Annotated in this window: 11 protein-coding genes and 1 pseudogene; 7 read left to right on the top strand and 5 right to left on the bottom strand. The window is 45.4% G+C overall.

Annotated features, from left to right (window positions below; genetic code table 11):
- From R7Q39_RS00995 to R7Q39_RS00985, 3 genes and pseudogenes are all read left to right on the top strand, one after another.
- A pseudogene (locus R7Q39_RS00995) lies at positions 1-2,409 on the top strand (fimbria/pilus outer membrane usher protein).
- Positions 2,406-3,374: a spore coat protein U domain-containing protein gene (locus R7Q39_RS00990; RefSeq protein ID WP_318075665.1), complete on the top strand. Its 969-nt coding sequence runs from the start codon at positions 2,406-2,408 to the stop codon at positions 3,372-3,374. The pseudogene R7Q39_RS00995 and the gene R7Q39_RS00990 overlap by 4 nt, the downstream one beginning before the upstream one ends.
- Before the next feature lie 141 nt (positions 3,375-3,515).
- Entirely contained in the window at positions 3,516-4,235 is a 720-nt protein-coding gene (locus R7Q39_RS00985) for a carbonic anhydrase (protein ID WP_005375106.1), read from the top strand.
- Positions 4,236-4,307: 72 nt separating this feature from the next.
- Here R7Q39_RS00985 and R7Q39_RS00980 read toward each other — a convergent pair whose 3' ends face one another.
- Positions 4,308-5,411, bottom strand: a complete 1,104-nt coding sequence (locus tag R7Q39_RS00980) for a mechanosensitive ion channel family protein (RefSeq protein WP_005375107.1) — start codon at positions 5,409-5,411, stop codon at positions 4,308-4,310.
- Positions 5,412-5,711: 300 nt separating this feature from the next.
- Here R7Q39_RS00980 and R7Q39_RS00975 point away from each other — a divergent pair, with 300 nt between their 5' ends.
- Positions 5,712-6,059, top strand: coding sequence for a helix-turn-helix domain-containing protein (locus tag R7Q39_RS00975; RefSeq protein WP_005375109.1), 348 nt, complete (start codon positions 5,712-5,714; stop codon positions 6,057-6,059).
- 90 nt (positions 6,060-6,149) lie between these two features.
- Here the strand turns inward: R7Q39_RS00975 and lldD are convergent, their stop codons facing one another.
- On the bottom strand, positions 6,150-7,289 hold the full coding sequence (gene lldD / locus R7Q39_RS00970) for an FMN-dependent L-lactate dehydrogenase LldD (RefSeq protein ID WP_005383962.1): 1,140 nt from the start codon (positions 7,287-7,289) through the stop codon (positions 6,150-6,152).
- Positions 7,290-7,604: 315 nt separating this feature from the next.
- Positions 7,605-9,296 carry an L-lactate permease gene (locus R7Q39_RS00965; protein WP_005375111.1) on the bottom strand — a complete coding sequence of 564 codons (1,692 nt, stop codon included), beginning with the start codon at positions 9,294-9,296 and terminating at the stop codon, positions 7,605-7,607.
- A gap of 162 nt (positions 9,297-9,458) precedes the next feature.
- On the opposite strand from R7Q39_RS00965, the gene R7Q39_RS00960 reads away from it, so the two are divergent.
- Together R7Q39_RS00960 and R7Q39_RS00955 are read left to right on the top strand one after the other, a co-directional pair.
- A complete protein-coding gene (locus R7Q39_RS00960; RefSeq protein WP_005375112.1) occupies positions 9,459-10,358 on the top strand; it encodes a LysR family transcriptional regulator in 900 nt (299 codons plus the stop codon).
- Positions 10,359-10,478: 120 nt separating this feature from the next.
- Positions 10,479-12,512 carry a prolyl oligopeptidase family serine peptidase gene (locus R7Q39_RS00955; RefSeq protein WP_025768573.1) on the top strand — a complete coding sequence of 678 codons (2,034 nt, stop codon included), beginning with the start codon at positions 10,479-10,481 and terminating at the stop codon, positions 12,510-12,512.
- A gap of 242 nt (positions 12,513-12,754) precedes the next feature.
- On the opposite strand, the gene R7Q39_RS00950 is transcribed toward R7Q39_RS00955, so the two are convergent.
- Together R7Q39_RS00950 and R7Q39_RS00945 are read right to left on the bottom strand one after the other, a co-directional pair.
- Positions 12,755-14,386 (bottom strand): ABC transporter ATP-binding protein, encoded by a 1,632-nt coding sequence (locus R7Q39_RS00950; protein WP_130545767.1) that lies wholly within the window; start codon positions 14,384-14,386, stop codon positions 12,755-12,757.
- Positions 14,387-14,471: 85 nt separating this feature from the next.
- On the bottom strand, positions 14,472-14,969 hold the full coding sequence (locus R7Q39_RS00945; protein WP_005375116.1) for a hypothetical protein: 498 nt from the start codon (positions 14,967-14,969) through the stop codon (positions 14,472-14,474).
- 187 nt (positions 14,970-15,156) lie between these two features.
- On the opposite strand from R7Q39_RS00945, the gene R7Q39_RS00940 reads away from it, so the two are divergent.
- Complete coding sequence (locus R7Q39_RS00940; protein WP_318075664.1) at positions 15,157-17,517, top strand: ATP-binding protein; 2,361 nt, start codon at positions 15,157-15,159, stop codon at positions 17,515-17,517.
- Positions 17,518-17,612 lie beyond the last annotated feature (95 nt).

Genomic DNA, 17,612 nt, shown 5'->3' with positions numbered 1-17,612 from the left:
ATGAATGCTTTCTTTTGGTTGGTATTACTTAGCGTAACGTGGAGCAGTATTGGTCTTTGTGCAAATTCAGCAAACCACTTCTCTGAGCTACCGAGTCCTGAAAATTTCTCATTAGAAAAGTTTGAGAATATTAGCCTCAATCTGGAGTTGGTGATCAATCAAAGAGCAACAGGGCTTGTTGCGAAAGTTGAGCGAGTTGGCGATCAGTTCTTTTTGCTCCGGGAGGACCTCATTTCAGTTGGGGTTACCGCCAAGTCGTTGCCTGGAACTGAAGAGAGACTTGAGGTTACGTCTATCCCAGGAGTTAACGTGCGTTACTTGCAATCGTCATTGCAACTTACAATTGACGTACCGCCTAATTGGTTACCGATGCAGAGCTTATCAGCGCAGGATATGGGGCGATTTTCCCCGGCTCAGTTTGGGCGTGGTGGCCTGCTTAACTACAACGTATTTGGTGTGTACGAGAACGAAAGCCGACAAAAGGAGGTTTCTATAAATCATGAAGTCAGAGCCTTTTCTGAGTTTGGCGTTTTTTCTACTACCGGGATATTTAAATCTAACTTTCATCGCGATGTTCAGTCCCAGCAAAGCAGCCAGTACACTCGTTTTGATACGAGTTACGAGTACGTCAATCAAGAGAAGCGAATTCGTATGGAGGTAGGGGACTATATTGTTCGCCCTTTATCTTGGAGCCAACCAGTAAGACTGGCGGGTATTCAGTTATCACATGATTTCTCTATGCGTCCGGATGTCGTGACGACGCCGTTACCTGCATTTTACGGTGAAGTCACAGCGCCCACTACGTTAGATTTGTTTATCAATGGCTTTAAAACTGACTCAATGAATGTTGGGCCCGGTCCTTTCATTATTAACGATATTCCAATGCTCTCTGGTGCTGGGGAAGCAACGGTAATTGCAACGGATGCTCAGGGTAAGCAAACGGTCATGACCAGCCCATTTTTTCTCTCTTCCGATCTACTCAAGACCGGATTTACATCTTACAGTGCGAGTATTGGTGCGATCAGAGAAAATTTCGGTAATGCATCTAACGACTATGGAGACGGTGGCGTGGTTACCGCTCTGCGTCATGGCATGACTGATTGGTTAACATTAGAAGCTCAAGCTGAAGCAAAAGATGACCTGATCGTTGCGGGGCTGGGCTTTGTCACCAATGCTTTCAACTTGGGTACGGTGGATGCCTCGTTTCGTGTGAGTAATTTTCAGGATCAATCTACCTCATATGCGCTAGGTTATAGTTATCAGTCTCGGCTGTTTAGCTTCGCTGCTCGAACTCAAGTAGAACAAGCCGACTTTTATACCTTATCTCATTTACCAAATTATGAAATGCTCGATGAAGGCAAGGACGCTTCACTCGCGTCGCGTCATCTATCACAAATCAATATGGGAGTCCGTTTGGGAGATTAGGGCTCACTTTCTGGTGGGTACTTTGATATTCAACAATCCGACTCAGATTCACGTACCCTAAATCTTACTTATAGCTACGCTCTGCCTTTTAATATCAATATGTCCCTTTCTTACAACCATAGTATTGGTGGTCAGAGTGTTACGCTGGCGCAATTCTCTCTACCTTTCAGTTCTTTGGGGGGAAGTTCGGGGCTAACGCTGAAAAGAGAGGACGATGGCGATGTGCGAGGGCGAGTGGGTTATAGCCGCCTTGCGCCAATACGAGGTGGGTGGGGCGTCAATTTAGCGCATGATATTAACGAACACCCAGAAAACCGTAAACAGGCTGATTTGACCTACCGTGCGTCATGGGCGCAGTTCAGAGCGGGGTTAAATGGCACCAGTGGCGACTATGATTATTTTGCGGAAATGGCAGGTTCGGTCTCTACGTTGGATGGAGAAATATTCCCGGCGAATGAAGTGTATGACAGCTTCGCTGTGGTGAGCACCAGTGGTTTTGAAGGTATTCCGGTTAAATATGAAAATCAAATTGTCGGAGTGACAGACGATGAAGGTTACTTACTTGTTCCTTGGGCTACGGCGTATTACACCGCCAAATATGAAATCGATCCACTTAATTTACCTGCCAATGCTGCGTTTTCTGCAACAGAGCAGTTTGCTTCGATACATTCGGGCTACGGCTACCTGTTAGAGTTCCCAATAGAGCTACAAATTGCACTGAGCATGACGGTGGCAGACGAAAATCATTTGTTCCTTCCGATTGGTACATATGGCCGCTCAGAAACGGGCTTAACAAGCCAAATTGGTTGGGATGGTTTTACGTACTTTGAAGGCGTTGACCCAGGCCGCTATATTCAGTTTTATCCTCAAGGACAGTCGCCATGTAAAGTGTTTATTGAGGGGTTGTATCAGCGTGACAGTCAAAAAATACAAACATTGCCTGAGCAGGTTTGTATCAAAGCCGAAGAAGAGACCGCACTATGATTTTGCGCAGCTGGTTTGCTAGCCTACTTCTCTTTTTCTCGTGCTCGACAATGGCTTGTCAGCTCACGGCGGCAGCACCTTTAATCTTGTTTGGCAATGTTTCTTCGTTTACTGTTTCAAGCTCTCAGCAGCAAAGCTCAGTTCAGCCTCATGCGGGGATTACGTGTGACTTTTCTACACTTGTGTCTTTGTTAAGTGGCGACTACGTATCAGCAACGTTTAACAGTATAAATAATGGTTTGCTATTAAATGAGGATGATCCGAGTTCGGAGCTCAGCTATCAGATTTTTGGCGATCCAGGTCTTTCACAAGAGTATGTATTCGGCCAAACTTACAATTTTTTTGAAATCGGGTTACTCGATTTACTCGGGTTGTTTGGCACTCAAGCCGAGTTTCCGCTCTATGCTCGGACGGGAGTGGGTAGTAATCTTTCCGCTGGGACTTATAAAGACCAAATCACCGTATCCTGGATTTGGGATTACTGTAAGGGTATCGGGGTTCTAGGAGTATGCATTGGCCGCGCCAATGGCAGCGCTCAAAGCGTGATTACGGTTGAGTTGGAAGTGACCCCTGATTGTATGATCACGGCGCCAGATATTGATTTTGGTTCGTCCCCATTAGTGGCCGGTTTTGAGCCAGTCAGTCAGGTTATATCGTTAACTTGTACCAAGAATAGTTCCTTCTCCATTGGCTTGAATGACGGCCTAAATGCGTCCGGCGGTCAGCGGCGAATGATTTCTAGTGGTCACTATTTGGAGTATGAAATCTATAAGTCATCATCGATGGATCGCTGGGGAGGAACCAGTTCTGAACGTCGTGAACACAGTGACGTCGATACTGGCGGCTCTATTCCTGATGGTATCACTCCACAGAATTATAATTATCGCGCGCAGATACTAACCAGCCAAACGACCCCTCCTGCAGGTACTTACACCGACTCAATAATCGTTGACGTTCAATTTTGAGCATCATGTCAATTACATCATTAGAGGCTTCTATTCCAAAAATCTTTTGTAATCATAGTTTTCACTCTGTCACTGCTTAATTTTGTGAGATTAGTATGGCTTTATTCTCACGGAATTTAACTTTCAGAAATAAGGAAAATGATGAAGAAGTCACTAACAACATTAGGTTTGGCACTGGTATTTACAGGAACAGCTTATGCAGCAAGCTGGGGCTACGAGGGAAACCATGGACCTGCTCATTGGGGTGAGTTTGCATCTGAGTGCGCAAAAGGTCAAAACCAGAGCCCAATCAACATTGAATCGGCGACCGAAGCGAAGCTAGAAAAATTGAATTTCGACTACGAAGGTAAGGCAATTTCACTGCTGAACAACGGTCACACTTTACAGACTGGTTTAGAAGGTAAAAACACACTCACCATTGATGGTAAAGAGTTTACGTTGAAACAGTTCCACTTCCATACGCCATCTGAAAACCATGTGGACGGTAAAGAATACCCTCTAGAAGCACACTTTGTGCATGCCGACAAAGTAGGTCATCTAGCTGTTGTCGCGGTGTTCTTTAAACTGGGTGACGCGAACCCAGATCTAGCTAAGATGCTAGCTAACATTCCAACTAAAGATCAAGATGTTACCATCAAGGTTCCATTTGATGCTGATGCCCTTATCCCAAGTGATAAAGACTACTACCGCTTTAACGGCTCACTAACGACACCGCCATGCTCTGAAGGTGTACGTTGGTTGGTGATGAAAGAAGCACAAACTATTTCTCCTGAGCAGATAAAATCTTTTTCGGAAGTAATGGGGAAAAACAATCGCCCAATCCAACCGCTGAATGCACGTATGGTGTTAACGCAACAATAACCACTTCATGCGAAGAAAAATAAAAAGCCCGCTTAAACACAGCGGGCTTGATTATTTGGGTATTGGTGAGAACTAGAAGCCGTGATCTTCTTGCTCTTCCGCTTTTACCATTTGTATAGGATCAAGCTTAAGCGTCTGAGTAGGGAACGCGATATCTGCATCGTGTTCTTTAATGATGTTGATTACCTTAAGCAGTATGTCCTGCTTAACCTCATGGTATCTCACCCAATTCACGGTTTTAGTAAAGGTATAGATAAAGAAGTGCAATGATGATGGACCGAATGTATCGAAGTTGACGATAAGTGTTTGGCGTGCATCAATGTCTTTGTGATTTTTCAGCATTTCTTTTACCGCGGTGATAATTTGCGGCATTTTTTCAGCATCGTCGTAACGAAGTCCAATTTTTTCGTAGATACGTCGGTTCAGCATGCGAGATGGGTTTTCTACGACAATGCTGCTAAACACTGAGTTTGGCACATACAGTGGACGCTTATCGAAAGTTCGGATAATGGTCATACGCCAGCCAATGCGTTCTACCGTCCCCTCTATTTGTCGGTCTGGAGAACGGATCCAATCGCCAACTTTAAATGGACGATCGAAGTAGATCATAAGACCTCCAAAAAAGTTAGACAGCAAATCCTTCGCCGCTAAACCGACGATCAAACCACCAACACCACCGAAGGTAAGTAGGCCCGATAGTGACAGACCAAATGCCTGCATTACGGTTAGAATTCCGACGGTAATAAAGAACAGGCGCGCGACCTTAGCTATCGCTTGTACTGTTGTTTCATCTCGGTTCTTTTGTTCGAGAACATGCTCTTCAACATTGGTAATGAGCCGCATAACGGTCCATACGAAGATGCTGATGATTAAAATCAGTTTCAGCGTACTTAACCAGTTTATTTTATCGTTGAGCTCGCTCTCTAATATGATGCCGATAGAGACGGTTGCAGGCCAACACCAAATGAGTGTACTGACTGGCGCTTTTAGCGCATCAAGCAACATGTCATCCCAGTGGAAGGGCGTTTTCTCTACGAGCGCAGCGAGGCGAGAGCGAATCAGCCGCCAAGCTATCCAAGCTATAAAGCTAGCGAGCGTAATGAAAAGGACGCTTCCACTCCAATTTTGATGAGACGTTTCAATGTAGCTTTGTAATTCGGTAAACCACTGTGGCATATGTAACTTATTTCTAGTGAACCATGGAAGGAAAGGTAGCAGATATTACTCCTTCACCCCAGTGATTTCCTTTAAATCATTTACTTATGTCTAAACCGCCGAGATGGACTTTTCCTTCCAATGACAAGAGAGTTACCTTTACGTTTTGCTGAGCGACCGCCTCATGCATGTTCAGAGGTACGCTACCAATGATTGAGGGTTGATATTTGGACGATCAATTATAACTTCTCTGACTTATCGCTAACATTTATCTTAAGTAAGTGTGAGAGTGTATTGACTCTTGAATTAGCGGAGGCAGATATGGAATTTACAGAGCTGGATCGAAACGCGCTCTACGACATCTGGATGTCACAAAAAGCCAAAATGCACATCACTCAAATGGAAATGGCGAAGCGCCTTGGTTTGAGTCTACACGAGTTTTCTGGCTTGTTACGTGGTAATTCTCCACTGACGCTAGGTTTTGTAAAACAGCTATGCGAGCAGCTACATGTACGTCCTGGTCAGGTGATTCCGTCTTTGACGGAGCGTGATCTATCTGCATCTGGTACCGTTTATTTACAAAATCGTGTGACGGTGGATGGCGATATCAGTAACGTGTTTATCGACGGAAACCAAGTCGTGATCGAGTACGTTCACCAAGTTAGCTAGCTTGCTCGTCAAATTATCGGGTTGAAGAGCAATAAAAAACGAGCCACTGTTGGCTCGTTTTTTCGTTTCTGTTTTGCTCGATTGCAAAGATTATGGGATTTTCACTAGCGAATCGCGTGAAAGATCCGCGATAGACTTAGCACCAGTCAGCGTCATTGCTACACGCATTTCTTTATCGTACAGATCCAGTAGGTTTTCAACGCCTGCTCCGCCTTGTGCTGCCAATGCGTACACAAATGAACGGCCAAGAAGCGTACAGTCTGCACCAAGTGCGAGCATACGAACGACATCAAGACCAGTACGAATACCAGAGTCTACGAAGATCTTAAGATCACCTTTTACCGCATCCGCAATGCTTGGTAGTGCTTTAGCACTTGAAAGTACGCCATCTAACTGACGGCCACCATGGTTAGATACCACAATGCCATCTGCGCCGAAACGTACCGCATCTTTCGCGTCTTCTTCATCCAGAATGCCTTTGATAACCATTGGACCATCCCAAAAATCACGAATCCACTCAAGATCTTTCCAGGAGATAGAAGGGTCGAAGTTTGCGCCTAACCAGCCGATGTAATCTTCTAGCTTTGTTGGTTCGCCACGATAAGTTGAGATGTTACCTAAGTCGTGCGGTTTACCAAGTAGACCCACATCCAGCGCCCAGCTTGGGTGGCGCATCGCCTGGAATACACGACGCATGGCTGCGTTAGGACCACTCATACCTGAGTGCATGTCACGGTAACGTGCGCCAGGAACTGGCATATCAACGGTAAACACCAGCGTTGTTACACCTGCTGCTTTTGCACGCTCAAGTACGTTTTTCATAAAGCCACGGTCTTTAAGCACGTAAAGCTGGAACCACATTGGACGTTCAATTGCAGGTGCGACTTCTTCAATCGGACAAACCGAAACAGTCGACATAGTAAATGGGATGCCTTTTTTCTCGGCTGCTTTTGCTGCTTGCACCTCGCCTCGGCGCGCGTACATACCAGTTAGACCAACAGGAGCTAGCGCGATTGGCATTGCCAGTTTCTCACCGAAGATCTCGGTTTCGAGGCTCAAATCTGTCATATCGCGTAGGACGCGTTGGCGAAGAGCGACATCACCTAAATCGTCAGTATTACGCTTCAGCGTGCGTTCGTCGTAAGAGCCGCCATCAATATAATGGAATAGAAACGGGGGAAGCTTGGCTTTCGCGGCAGCGCGGTAGTCAGTAGAAGCTGAGATAATCATAATGGTGTCCTAGCGGTTATTCTAAGCAAAGTTGTGGAGCAATTTGCTCTTTCGTTGAGCCTTCATCGCAAAGCAGTGAAGACATCAAAATGAGTATAGTTACCTATGGTTCACTTACGTTTGAACCGGTGATGTTGGTAACCCATTTACATAATTGGTTGAAAAATTTTGTTAAATCACTCAATCAGTTATGCAAACTGGAAAGGGTGACACAGCTGTCGGGGGAATTGATGTAGCAAGCTAAATCAACATGTCGGGGTAGTAGTGCAGACAGCTGTGTCAAATTAGGCAGGGTTGTAAACCCTGCATTTCGCGTTACTTCATTAAGACATCTGTCATTTGGAAGCCATAAATTAGCACCAATCCAATAATGCCTGTCATTACAATGTAGTAGAACGTAGGGATAATCGTCTTACGCAATGTTGCGCCTTCTCGACCAAGCAAACCTACCGTGGCTGATGCGGCAACAACGTTGTGAATCGCAATCATGTTACCTGCAGCAGCACCGACGGCCTGGAGTGATACAACAATCACACTCGAAATAGACAACGTTTGTGCCACTTCGAATTGGAACTGGCTGAACATCATATTTGATACCGTGTTTGAGCCAGCGATGAACGCACCCAGTGCACCAACGGTGGCACTCAGCGCTGGGAACGCAGAACCAACAAGGTCAGAGGCGAAGTTTGCGGTTGTGACGGGCATACTTGCTAGGTCAGCACCGTTGATGCCTGAGTTGATAAAGATACGAACCATCGGAATGGTAAATACCAAGACAAAACCCGCCCCAATCAGTGTTTTGCTTGACTCGCCAAATGCTTCACGCAATGGCTTTACGCTGCCGCTTTGTAACATTGCAGCAAGTAGTGCGACAAACACCAGAATGCCACCAGGAAGGTATAACGGCTGAATCGCAGCGCTAACGCCAGTCTCACCAAGAATGTTGCTGAACGACAAACTTACGCTTTGTACAAAGCCTTTCAGCTCAGGGCTAACGCGGCTTGCGACGAGAATAACTGCCAGCATTACATATGGAACCCAAGCTTTTACGATGCTCATTGGCTTGCCCGGATTGTCGTTTAGATCGACTTTTAGCGAACCTAACCACTCTGCAGGCCATTTGTCTTCGCTTTCGAAATCCCACTTAGTCTTTGGTACTAAGAAGCCTTTTTTCGCTGCGGTAACAACGATAGACAGACCAACCAAACCACCGATAAGTGAAGGGAACTCTGCGCCCAAGAATACGCCGGTTAACGCGTATGGAACGGTGAAAGAGACACCAGCGAATAACGCAAATGGTAGAATATCCAGGCCTTCACTCCAGCTTCTGTTCTTGCCGAAGAAACGTGTTAACATCATCGCCATTAATACCGGGATCATCGTACCTACGACTGCGTGAATGACAGCAACGTGAGCTGTGATATCTTGCAGGTACATTTCCCACGTTGCACCTTGTGCGGCCAACGACTCACTGATGTTATGCGTGTCTAAACCTTTGTTTACACCTACGATGATAGGCGTGCCTACCGCGCCGAATGAAACAGGCGTAGACTGAATCATCATGCCCATAAGGACAGCGGCTAGCGCAGGGAAGCCGATTGCAACCAGTAGTGGTGCAGCGATTGCTGCCGGGGTACCGAACCCAGATGCGCCCTCAATGAACGAGCCAAAGCACCAAGCAATGATGATGGCTTGTACACGGCGGTCAGCCGAAATATCGGTAAATCCATTACGGATTGTGGTGATCGCTCCAGTGTGTTTTAAAGTGTTGAGCAAGAAGATGGCACCAAACACGATCCATAGAACAGAGACAGTAATGCCTAGCCCTTGGAATACAGAAGCCAGTACGCGATTGGCTGACATATCCCAAAACATAAGTGCGATAGCGACGGTTAGACCGAACGCAACAGGCATGGCTTTTTTAGCAGGCCAGTTGAGACCAACCAATAAGATGGCGGCAACAACAATTGGCGAAAATGCCACTAGGGCAAGTAGGGTTTCACTCATTTGTACATCCTTCGTACGCTGACTTCTCGAACGGTGTCAATCCGCTGTAGAGGTGACTTTTTGTTGTAATGGTTTTGTTAATTTGGCGTGAATTTACTCCTTTATTTTTTGTTGATATAGGGAAATAATGAAAATAATTAATTCCAAAAGTGACATAATGGTATGAGAGCAGACGACTTAATCCTATTTTCTCAAGTAATCGAACTTGGCAGCTTTAGTAAGGTTGCAGAGGCAAATAACCTTACAAATTCGGTAGTTAGCAAAAGAATGGCGAGGTTGGAGGAAGAAATAGGGGCTCAGCTATTATATCGAACAACGCGCAAATTAACCTTGACCGAGGCAGGTAAGGTGTTACTCCACAGTGCTAAAAATGTGAAGCAGGCCACTCAGGAGGCTATGGATGCTGTTGCAGGCTTTGGAGAGAATGTGAGCGGTCATATAAAAATGTCCGTGCCGTGTATCTCTGGAGATTTGATACTTGCTGATGCTGTTGCCGAATTTTGTAACCTTCATCCGGGTCTGACCGTGGACATGTCATTGGATAATCGCTTTGTCGATTTAGTGGCTGATGGTTACGACTTAGTCATTCGAACTGGCTACCTAGCCGACTCCAGTTTGATCGCACGACATATTCTCGATTCCCAATGGGTGGTATGCGCGTCACCTTCTTATATTGCGAAAAATGGGAAACCGATCGAGCCGATTGATCTCACCACGCACAATTGTCTGCAATACGCTTACCAAACCACAGGTGCAACGGATTGGGAGTTTAAAGGAGAAGATGGCAATTACATCGTCAAAGTATCGGGCTGCTTTTCTACTGATAACGCGACCGCATTACGTAAAGCCGCTCTGGGCGGCCATGGTATTGCTTACGTCCCGCGCTGCTTGGTGTATCACGATATTCGCAATGGCCAACTGGTGGATATTTTTCCTGAATTAGTAGGTAAAAAGTTGGGTATCTACGCGGTGTATCCGTTTACTCGTCAACCACCGAACAAAGTGAAGCTGCTTATTGAGCACATTCGTGACCGATACTTGACGATATCTCATTATTTCTAGGTTCTTCATAGATTTAAAACAATGTCGTTGAAATCAAAATTGGGTGCTCTAAGGTAATCACCGCAATAAAACGATTGAAGATAAACAACTTAATAAAAACAACGGAGTAACACGGACGTTATGCATTACCCAAAAACACGTAAAGATTCTGTCGTGGACACTTATTTTGGTCACGACATTGCCGACCCTTATCGCTGGTTAGAAGATGATCGAAGTGAAGAAACCGCACAATGGGTTTCGGGTCAAAATTCGGTCACCTTCGATTTCCTTGGTCAGATACCGTACCGCCAACAAATCCGTGACTTAGTGGCGAACAGTCAAAACTACGAAAAATATTCCCAGCCATTTGTACGTGGTGACTACACCTACTTCTACAAAAACGACGGTTTGCAAAACCAAAGCGTATTGTATCGACGTAAAGGCGAGGGAGAAGCCGAGGTTTTCCTTGATCCAAATACTTTCTCCGAAGAGGGCACGACCTCTCTTGGCGAAGTCAGCTTCTCTAAAGACTGCCGTTTGGTTGCGTATTCCATCTCGGAAGGGGGCAGTGATTGGCGTAAGATCTTTGTCATTGATACGGAAACCAAAGAACAGTTAGAGCCTGAGATTGTTGATGCGAAGTTTACGTCGATTTCTTGGCTGGGCAGCAAAGGCTTCTATTACTCAAGCTACGATAAGCCGCAAGGCAGCGAGTTGTCAGCTCGAACTGAGCATCACAAGCTTTATTATCATGAACTTGGTACACCTCAATCTGAAGATAAAGTGATTTTCGGTGAGTTGGATACGCAAGTTCATCGTTATGTGTCTGGTACGACGACGACAGATGATCGCTTCCTCATTATCTCTGGCGCAGAATCTACATCGGGTAATCGTCTGTTTTATATCGATTTACAGTCTGACTCCCAAGCAATTGTGACGCTGCGCGATACAACGCAAGGCGACACCTACTTAATTGATAGCCAAGACGCAACCTTGCTGCTTTACACCAACCTAGACGCGCCGAATGGCAAAGTTGTCAGCTACAACACTCAGACAGAACAATGGGCTGACGTGATTGCTGAACAAGAACAGCCGTTAGAAATCAGCAAAGGTGGCGGTTATCTGTTTGCGACTTATATGGTAGATGTGCTTTCTAAAGTGCAGCAGTTTAACTACCAAGGTGAGTGGATTCGAGATGTACAATTGCCGGGAGAAGGCACGGCTTATGGTCTGGCGGGTAAAAAAGAAGAAACCACACTTTATTACACATTCACTAACTACGTGACGCCTCCGACGATCTTCTCATTTGATGTTGAGTCTGGTGAATCGACACTGTTTCAAGAATCAAAGGCACCGTTCGATCGTAATGAGTATGAATCAAAACAGGTGTTTTACACCTCAAAAGACGGCACGCAAGTTCCGATGATCATTTCATACAAGAAGGGCATTGCACTTGATGGTAGAGCACCAACCATGTTGTATGGTTACGGCGGTTTTAACATCAGCCTCACTCCAATGTTTTCTGGCAATGTAGCCAACTGGCTAGAGTTGGGTGGTATATACGCTGTCGCCAACATGCGAGGCGGCGGTGAATACGGTAAAGCCTGGCACAACGCAGGCACTCAGCAGCAAAAGCAAAACGTGTTTGATGACTTTATTGCGGCGGCGGAATACCTGATTGAAAACGACTACACTAGCTCGGATCGCCTAGCGATTCGCGGTGGTTCTAATGGTGGTTTGTTAGTTGGAGCGTGTATGACGCAACGCCCTGAACTATTCAAAGTCGCGCTGCCTGCGGTTGGCGTGCTTGATATGCTGCGTTACCACACGTTTACGTCTGGAGAAGGCTGGAAGTATGACTATGGCACGTCTTCGCAAAGCGAAGCGATGTTCCAATACTTGCTTGGCTACTCTCCTGTTCACAATGTAAAAGAAAACGTGCAATATCCTGCGACATTGGTGACAACCGCCGATCACGACGATCGTGTGGTTCCAGCACATTCGTACAAGTTTATTGCGGAGCTGCAAGACAAACAGCAAGGCGCTAATCCAGTATTGATACGCATTGATGTTAATGCCGGTCATGGTGCAGGAATGCCGCTGAGTAAGCAAATTGACCTCACCACAGACGTGTATGCATTTACGTTACATAATATGGGTATTGAGTCGATTTAATGCCCTAGTTGTTAGAAACTTCTGAGAATAAAAAAATGCCGCGACAGTGTCGCGGCATTTTTCATGGTTGGGGGAACTCAATTCATACTGTTTGCCAGTATTTGAGCCAGGTTGACTAAGTCTGACTCTTGAACCAACCAGTCTCGGCGGCCAAACCGAAAGGCAGCTACGCCATTCTTAAGACAAGATGAAATCATCACCTTTTCTTAATCCTAGTTTATGAATATGAAACTGTGATGAACCTAAGCTGCATTGTGCTGATTTTCACTGTTTTCAAGATCAAATGAGGCATCTATCAGTTTTTTCGTGTAGTCATTTTTAGGGTTTTGGAAAATATTTTCGGCTGTACCTTGTTCCATGACCTCGCCCTTTTGCATGACTAGAACACGATCAGAAAGGGCTTTGACGACTGATAGATCGTGGCTAATAAACAAGTAGCCAATGTTATGCTTTTTCTGCAAATCTTTCAGGAGATCAATCACAGTCAGTTGAACCGAGCGGTCCAATGCAGAGGTCGGCTCATCAAGCAAAATAAACGAAGGTTCAAGGATCAGTGCTCGCGCGATAGCAATACGCTGACGTTGGCCTCCCGAAAACTCGTGCGGATAACGGTTGATGGACGCGGGATCTAAGCGAACCTCTCGAAGCACGTCGCGTGCTTTCTGCATACGTTCTTTTTTACTCAACATTGGCTGGTGGACAGTTAATCCTTCAGTGATGATCTCGCCGATAGTCATACGAGGAGAAAGCGAACCATAAGGGTCTTGGAACACCATCTGAACGTCTTTTTTCAGCTCAAAACGTTCTTTGTTTGTCAGCAAGGCCATATCTTGGCCTTTATATTCTATTTTGCCAGTTGAGGGCAGTAGACCTATCAAAGCTCGGCCGAGTGTAGACTTACCTGAACCGGACTCCCCAACGATCCCGAGGGTCTCTCCTTGTTTCAGCTCAAGAGAAATGCCTTTTACCGCTTCGAAGTACTCATTCTTGCTCGCAATAAAATGCGACTTTACCAAGAATTTGACTCGTATATCGTCGGCCTTTAACAGCTGTGTAGCACTTTCGCTAATAGGCTCCTTACTGCCTTTAGGAATCGAGTTGATTAGCATACGTGTGTATTCGTGCTTTGGGTCCTTGAAGAGTGTTTGCGTTTCGCCTTCTTCGACGACTTCTCCTTTACACATCACAATGACACGGTCTGCAAAGTGTTTTACGACGCCTAAGTCATGAGTAATAAATAGGATTGCCATGCCCATCTGAGCCTGAATTTCTTTAATCAGGTGCAACACTTCTGCTTGAACCGTGACATCCAACGCTGTTGTAGGCTCGTCGGCGATCAAAATATCGGGCTCGTTAATCAGTGCCATCGCAATCATGATGCGTTGCAATTGACCACCAGAAAATTCGTGTGGGTACTTGTTGTACGCTTTTTCTGGGTTTGGCATATGAACCAATTCAAACAGCTCTAACACCTTTACTTTTGCTGTTCGTCTGTCGACCGGGCGGTGACACATGATGGCCTCAGCGACTTGGATACCCACCCGCATGTACGGGTTTAGTGAGGTCATCGGTTCTTGAAAAATCATGCCAATGCGATCACCGCGAATACTTTGCATTTCACGCTCTGTTTTATCCAAGATGGAGCTACCCTCAAACATGATGGATGAGCTTTCATGCAAAATAGCGTTGTCTGGCAATAGTTTCATCAGTGCATTGGTTGATACTGACTTGCCAGAGCCAGATTCGCCAACGATGGACAGCGTCTCGCCTGCTTTTAAATCGAAGCTAACATTCTTTACTGCATCGACGATCCCATCGTTTGTCGTAAAGCTGACTGATAGGTTGTTCACCGAAAGAATGGTTTTAGAAGACATCACAGATCCTTGTGGTTGATAAAGCAAATGATACTCAAGCAATGGACAGCATAAATCTAGCTGGCCTCAATGCTTGAGCTTTAGATTAATTATACAGGTGAGAAGGCGAAGATTTTGCCGAACTCATTGCTTGCAAATGTAAGAACTGCTCATGCGCCCGCGTTACGTGCTCGAGTTCTATCATCCATTGAGCATTACGTTGGGCAGAGCAAAATGCCGCCATGTGAGCTAATAAGTCTTCGCTCTGTTGACCAAGTAGGTGACCTACGCGCTCAATCAGTTCATGGCTCTCTAGCTGCAAAAATTGAAATAGCGCGTAAGTTTGATTGAGTATTGAGAACGCATCATGTTGTAAGCCGAGTTTGTTGAGAATCTCTGATTGCGTCACGCTGGCATCTCTAAGCCCCGTAATGAGACATACAAACTGGCAAGGTTTAGTTTGTGCATTTTCTAGCGCTAGATGAATGTGGTTGGGTAGATTGTTGAGCACGTCGTCATATAAACGATGAGCTTCTGGCCAATGGCCTTGTTCCATCAGTTGCTCCGCTTTTAAGTAGCGCATCCAGCATTGCTCAATATTCATATCCATCTCCACAACATTTGATTTGTTTAGATATTAAATGAAATTGATTATCAATTGCAAGTGCGTGTTAATATCACTTATGTGTTCATAAAATGTCCAATCAATCTAGGGTGGAAGGTAAATCACTTAAAATTAAGCAAATAATCTCTACACTCAAATAACGAAAATAAGAAAAAAGGAAGTGGATATGGCAATACTAAGATTGGAAGCTAAGCAGCTATATTCTGTAGCAGATCTAGAGAATATGCCATGTAAGTCGACCAAGGAGTTACCTCCAATTGATGAAATCGTGGGCCAAGAGCGCGCGCAAAAAGCGGTCGAGTTTGCGATGTCCATCAAAGAGAAAGGGTATAACATCTACGCCATTGGTCAGAATGGGCTAGGTAAACGCACCATGATCTTGCGCTATCTGAATCGTCACCAGCACGATGCAGCAGCCCTGTTTGATTGGTGTTACGTTGCGAACTTTGAGGATACCCGTACACCAAAGGTATTAAAGCTGCCTTGTGGTATCGGAAATAAGCTACGTGTTGATATTGAAGCTTTAATGGGCAAATTATTGAATGCTTTACCCCTAGCATTCGACAATGAAATGTACTTTAGCCGCGCTGAGCGATTAAAAAATCAATTGGCAGCTAAGCAACAAAACGAGCTGGATCGTATTAGTCGAGAGGCAAAAGAAAAGGGCATCAGCCTAACACTGACTACGCAGGGGGATTATCAGTTTGTCGCCATGAACGGTGATGAGCTTCATACGGAAGAGTCTTTTGATGTACTAAGCAAAAAAGAACAAGAGCAATTCAGCGATGCTATTGATGAACTCGAAGTGCGATTGCGCTCGATGGTTCGTGAGCTTACGGAGTGGGAAGAGACATACAGCGATAAAATCAAAAAGCTCAATGATGAAGTGACGCTTGATGTGATTACTCACTTCATCAAAAAACTCAAAGTGGATTACGCGCAATATTCCGAAATCAAAACCTACTTAACTGAGCTGCAAAAAGATATTGTTGAAAACGCAGATATCTTCCTTGACCAAAGTGGCGAGCAAGGCGAAATTGCGACGGCATCCTTGGATAAAAAATTGCCACGTCGTTATAAAGTGAACGTCTTGGTAAGCCGTAAAAGCAGCGAATTTCCTATCGTTGTTGAAGAAAATCCCAACTATCATTCACTCTTCGGGTCGATTGAGACTGCCACTTTCAAGGGAACGGTGTTTACCGACTTCTCGCTGATTCGCGCAGGGAGCTTGCATAAGGCGAATGGCGGCGTTCTATTAATGGATGCACAGAAAGTACTTGAACAGCCTTACGTTTGGGATGGTTTGAAGCGCGCATTGCGTGCTCGTCAATTGAGTTTTACGTCTCTAGAAAAAGAAGTCACATTGACGGGGGCGGTATCACTCGATCCTGAACCGATTCCGCTTGATATCAAAATCATCTTGTTTGGTGATTACCGAACTTACCAATTACTCCAACATTACGATCCAGAGTTCAGCGAGTTGTTCCGTGTGACGGCAGATTTCGAAGACGAAATGAAACGTACGCCGGAGTCTGAGCTGCATTACGCGCGCTTTATATCTAGCGTGGTGCATGACAACAATATGCTGCATTGCGATCGCAAAGCCATTGCTCGGATCATCGAATACAGCTCACGTTTGTCTGGCGACCAATCCAAGCTATCTCTACATTCGGCTAATATCGCCAACTTGCTTCGAGAGTCGAACTACGTTGCTCGTCAAGCCAACTCCAACATGATCCGTATTGGGCATGTTGAAGAGGCGCTCAATAACCAAGAAATGCGAGTAAGCCGATTACGCGATAACGTAATGGAAACCTTTATTAACGGCACAACGCTGATTCGCACCGAAGGAGAAGCCGTAGGCCAAGTGAACGCACTTTCGGTATTGAGCACTAGTGACTACATGTTTGGTGCACCGAATCGCATCACAGCGACGACGTGTTACGGTGATGGGGATGTTATCGATATCGAGCGCAGCGTGGATTTGGGGGGCAGTATTCACTCTAAGGGCGTAATGATTTTGTCTGCCTACTTATCTTCCGTATTTGGTAAAACGGCACGAGTGCCATTAACGACAACCATTACCTTTGAGCAATCTTATGGTGGTGTTGATGGTGATAGTGCCAGCATGGCTGAGTTATGTGCGGTTGTGTCTGCTTTTTCAAAGCAACCAAACCGACAAGACATTGCGATAACAGGGTCGATGAATCAATTTGGTCAAGCTCAGCCTATTGGTGGCGTAAACGAAAAGATCGAAGGCTTTTATGATGTGTGTGTAATTAAAGGTCGTCATGACGGGCAGGGAGTCATTATTCCGCGCTCTAATGTTCACAATCTAATGCTTCGTTCCGACATCGTGAAAGCAGTCGAAAAAGGTGAGTTTAATATTTGGGCGATTGACCATGTTACTGAAGCTATCGAATTGTTTACGGGGAAAGTTGCTGGTGAGCCAGCCGATGAAGGCTCTTATCCAATCGATACCATTTTTGGCCTTGCTCAAGCTAAGCTCAATTCGTTGAGAAAATAGGCTGAAACCGTCCTAAATGTGAATGTATCTCATCATAAGTGATCATAATTTATCATAACGACAATATCCCGACGCTACTGTCGGGATATTGTCAA

It is taken from the genome of Vibrio sp. 947 (assembly GCF_033339115.1).
GTDB classification, from domain to species: Bacteria; Pseudomonadota; Gammaproteobacteria; order Enterobacterales; family Vibrionaceae; genus Vibrio; species Vibrio alginolyticus.
This window is presented reverse-complemented; position numbering and strand designations above follow the sequence as displayed.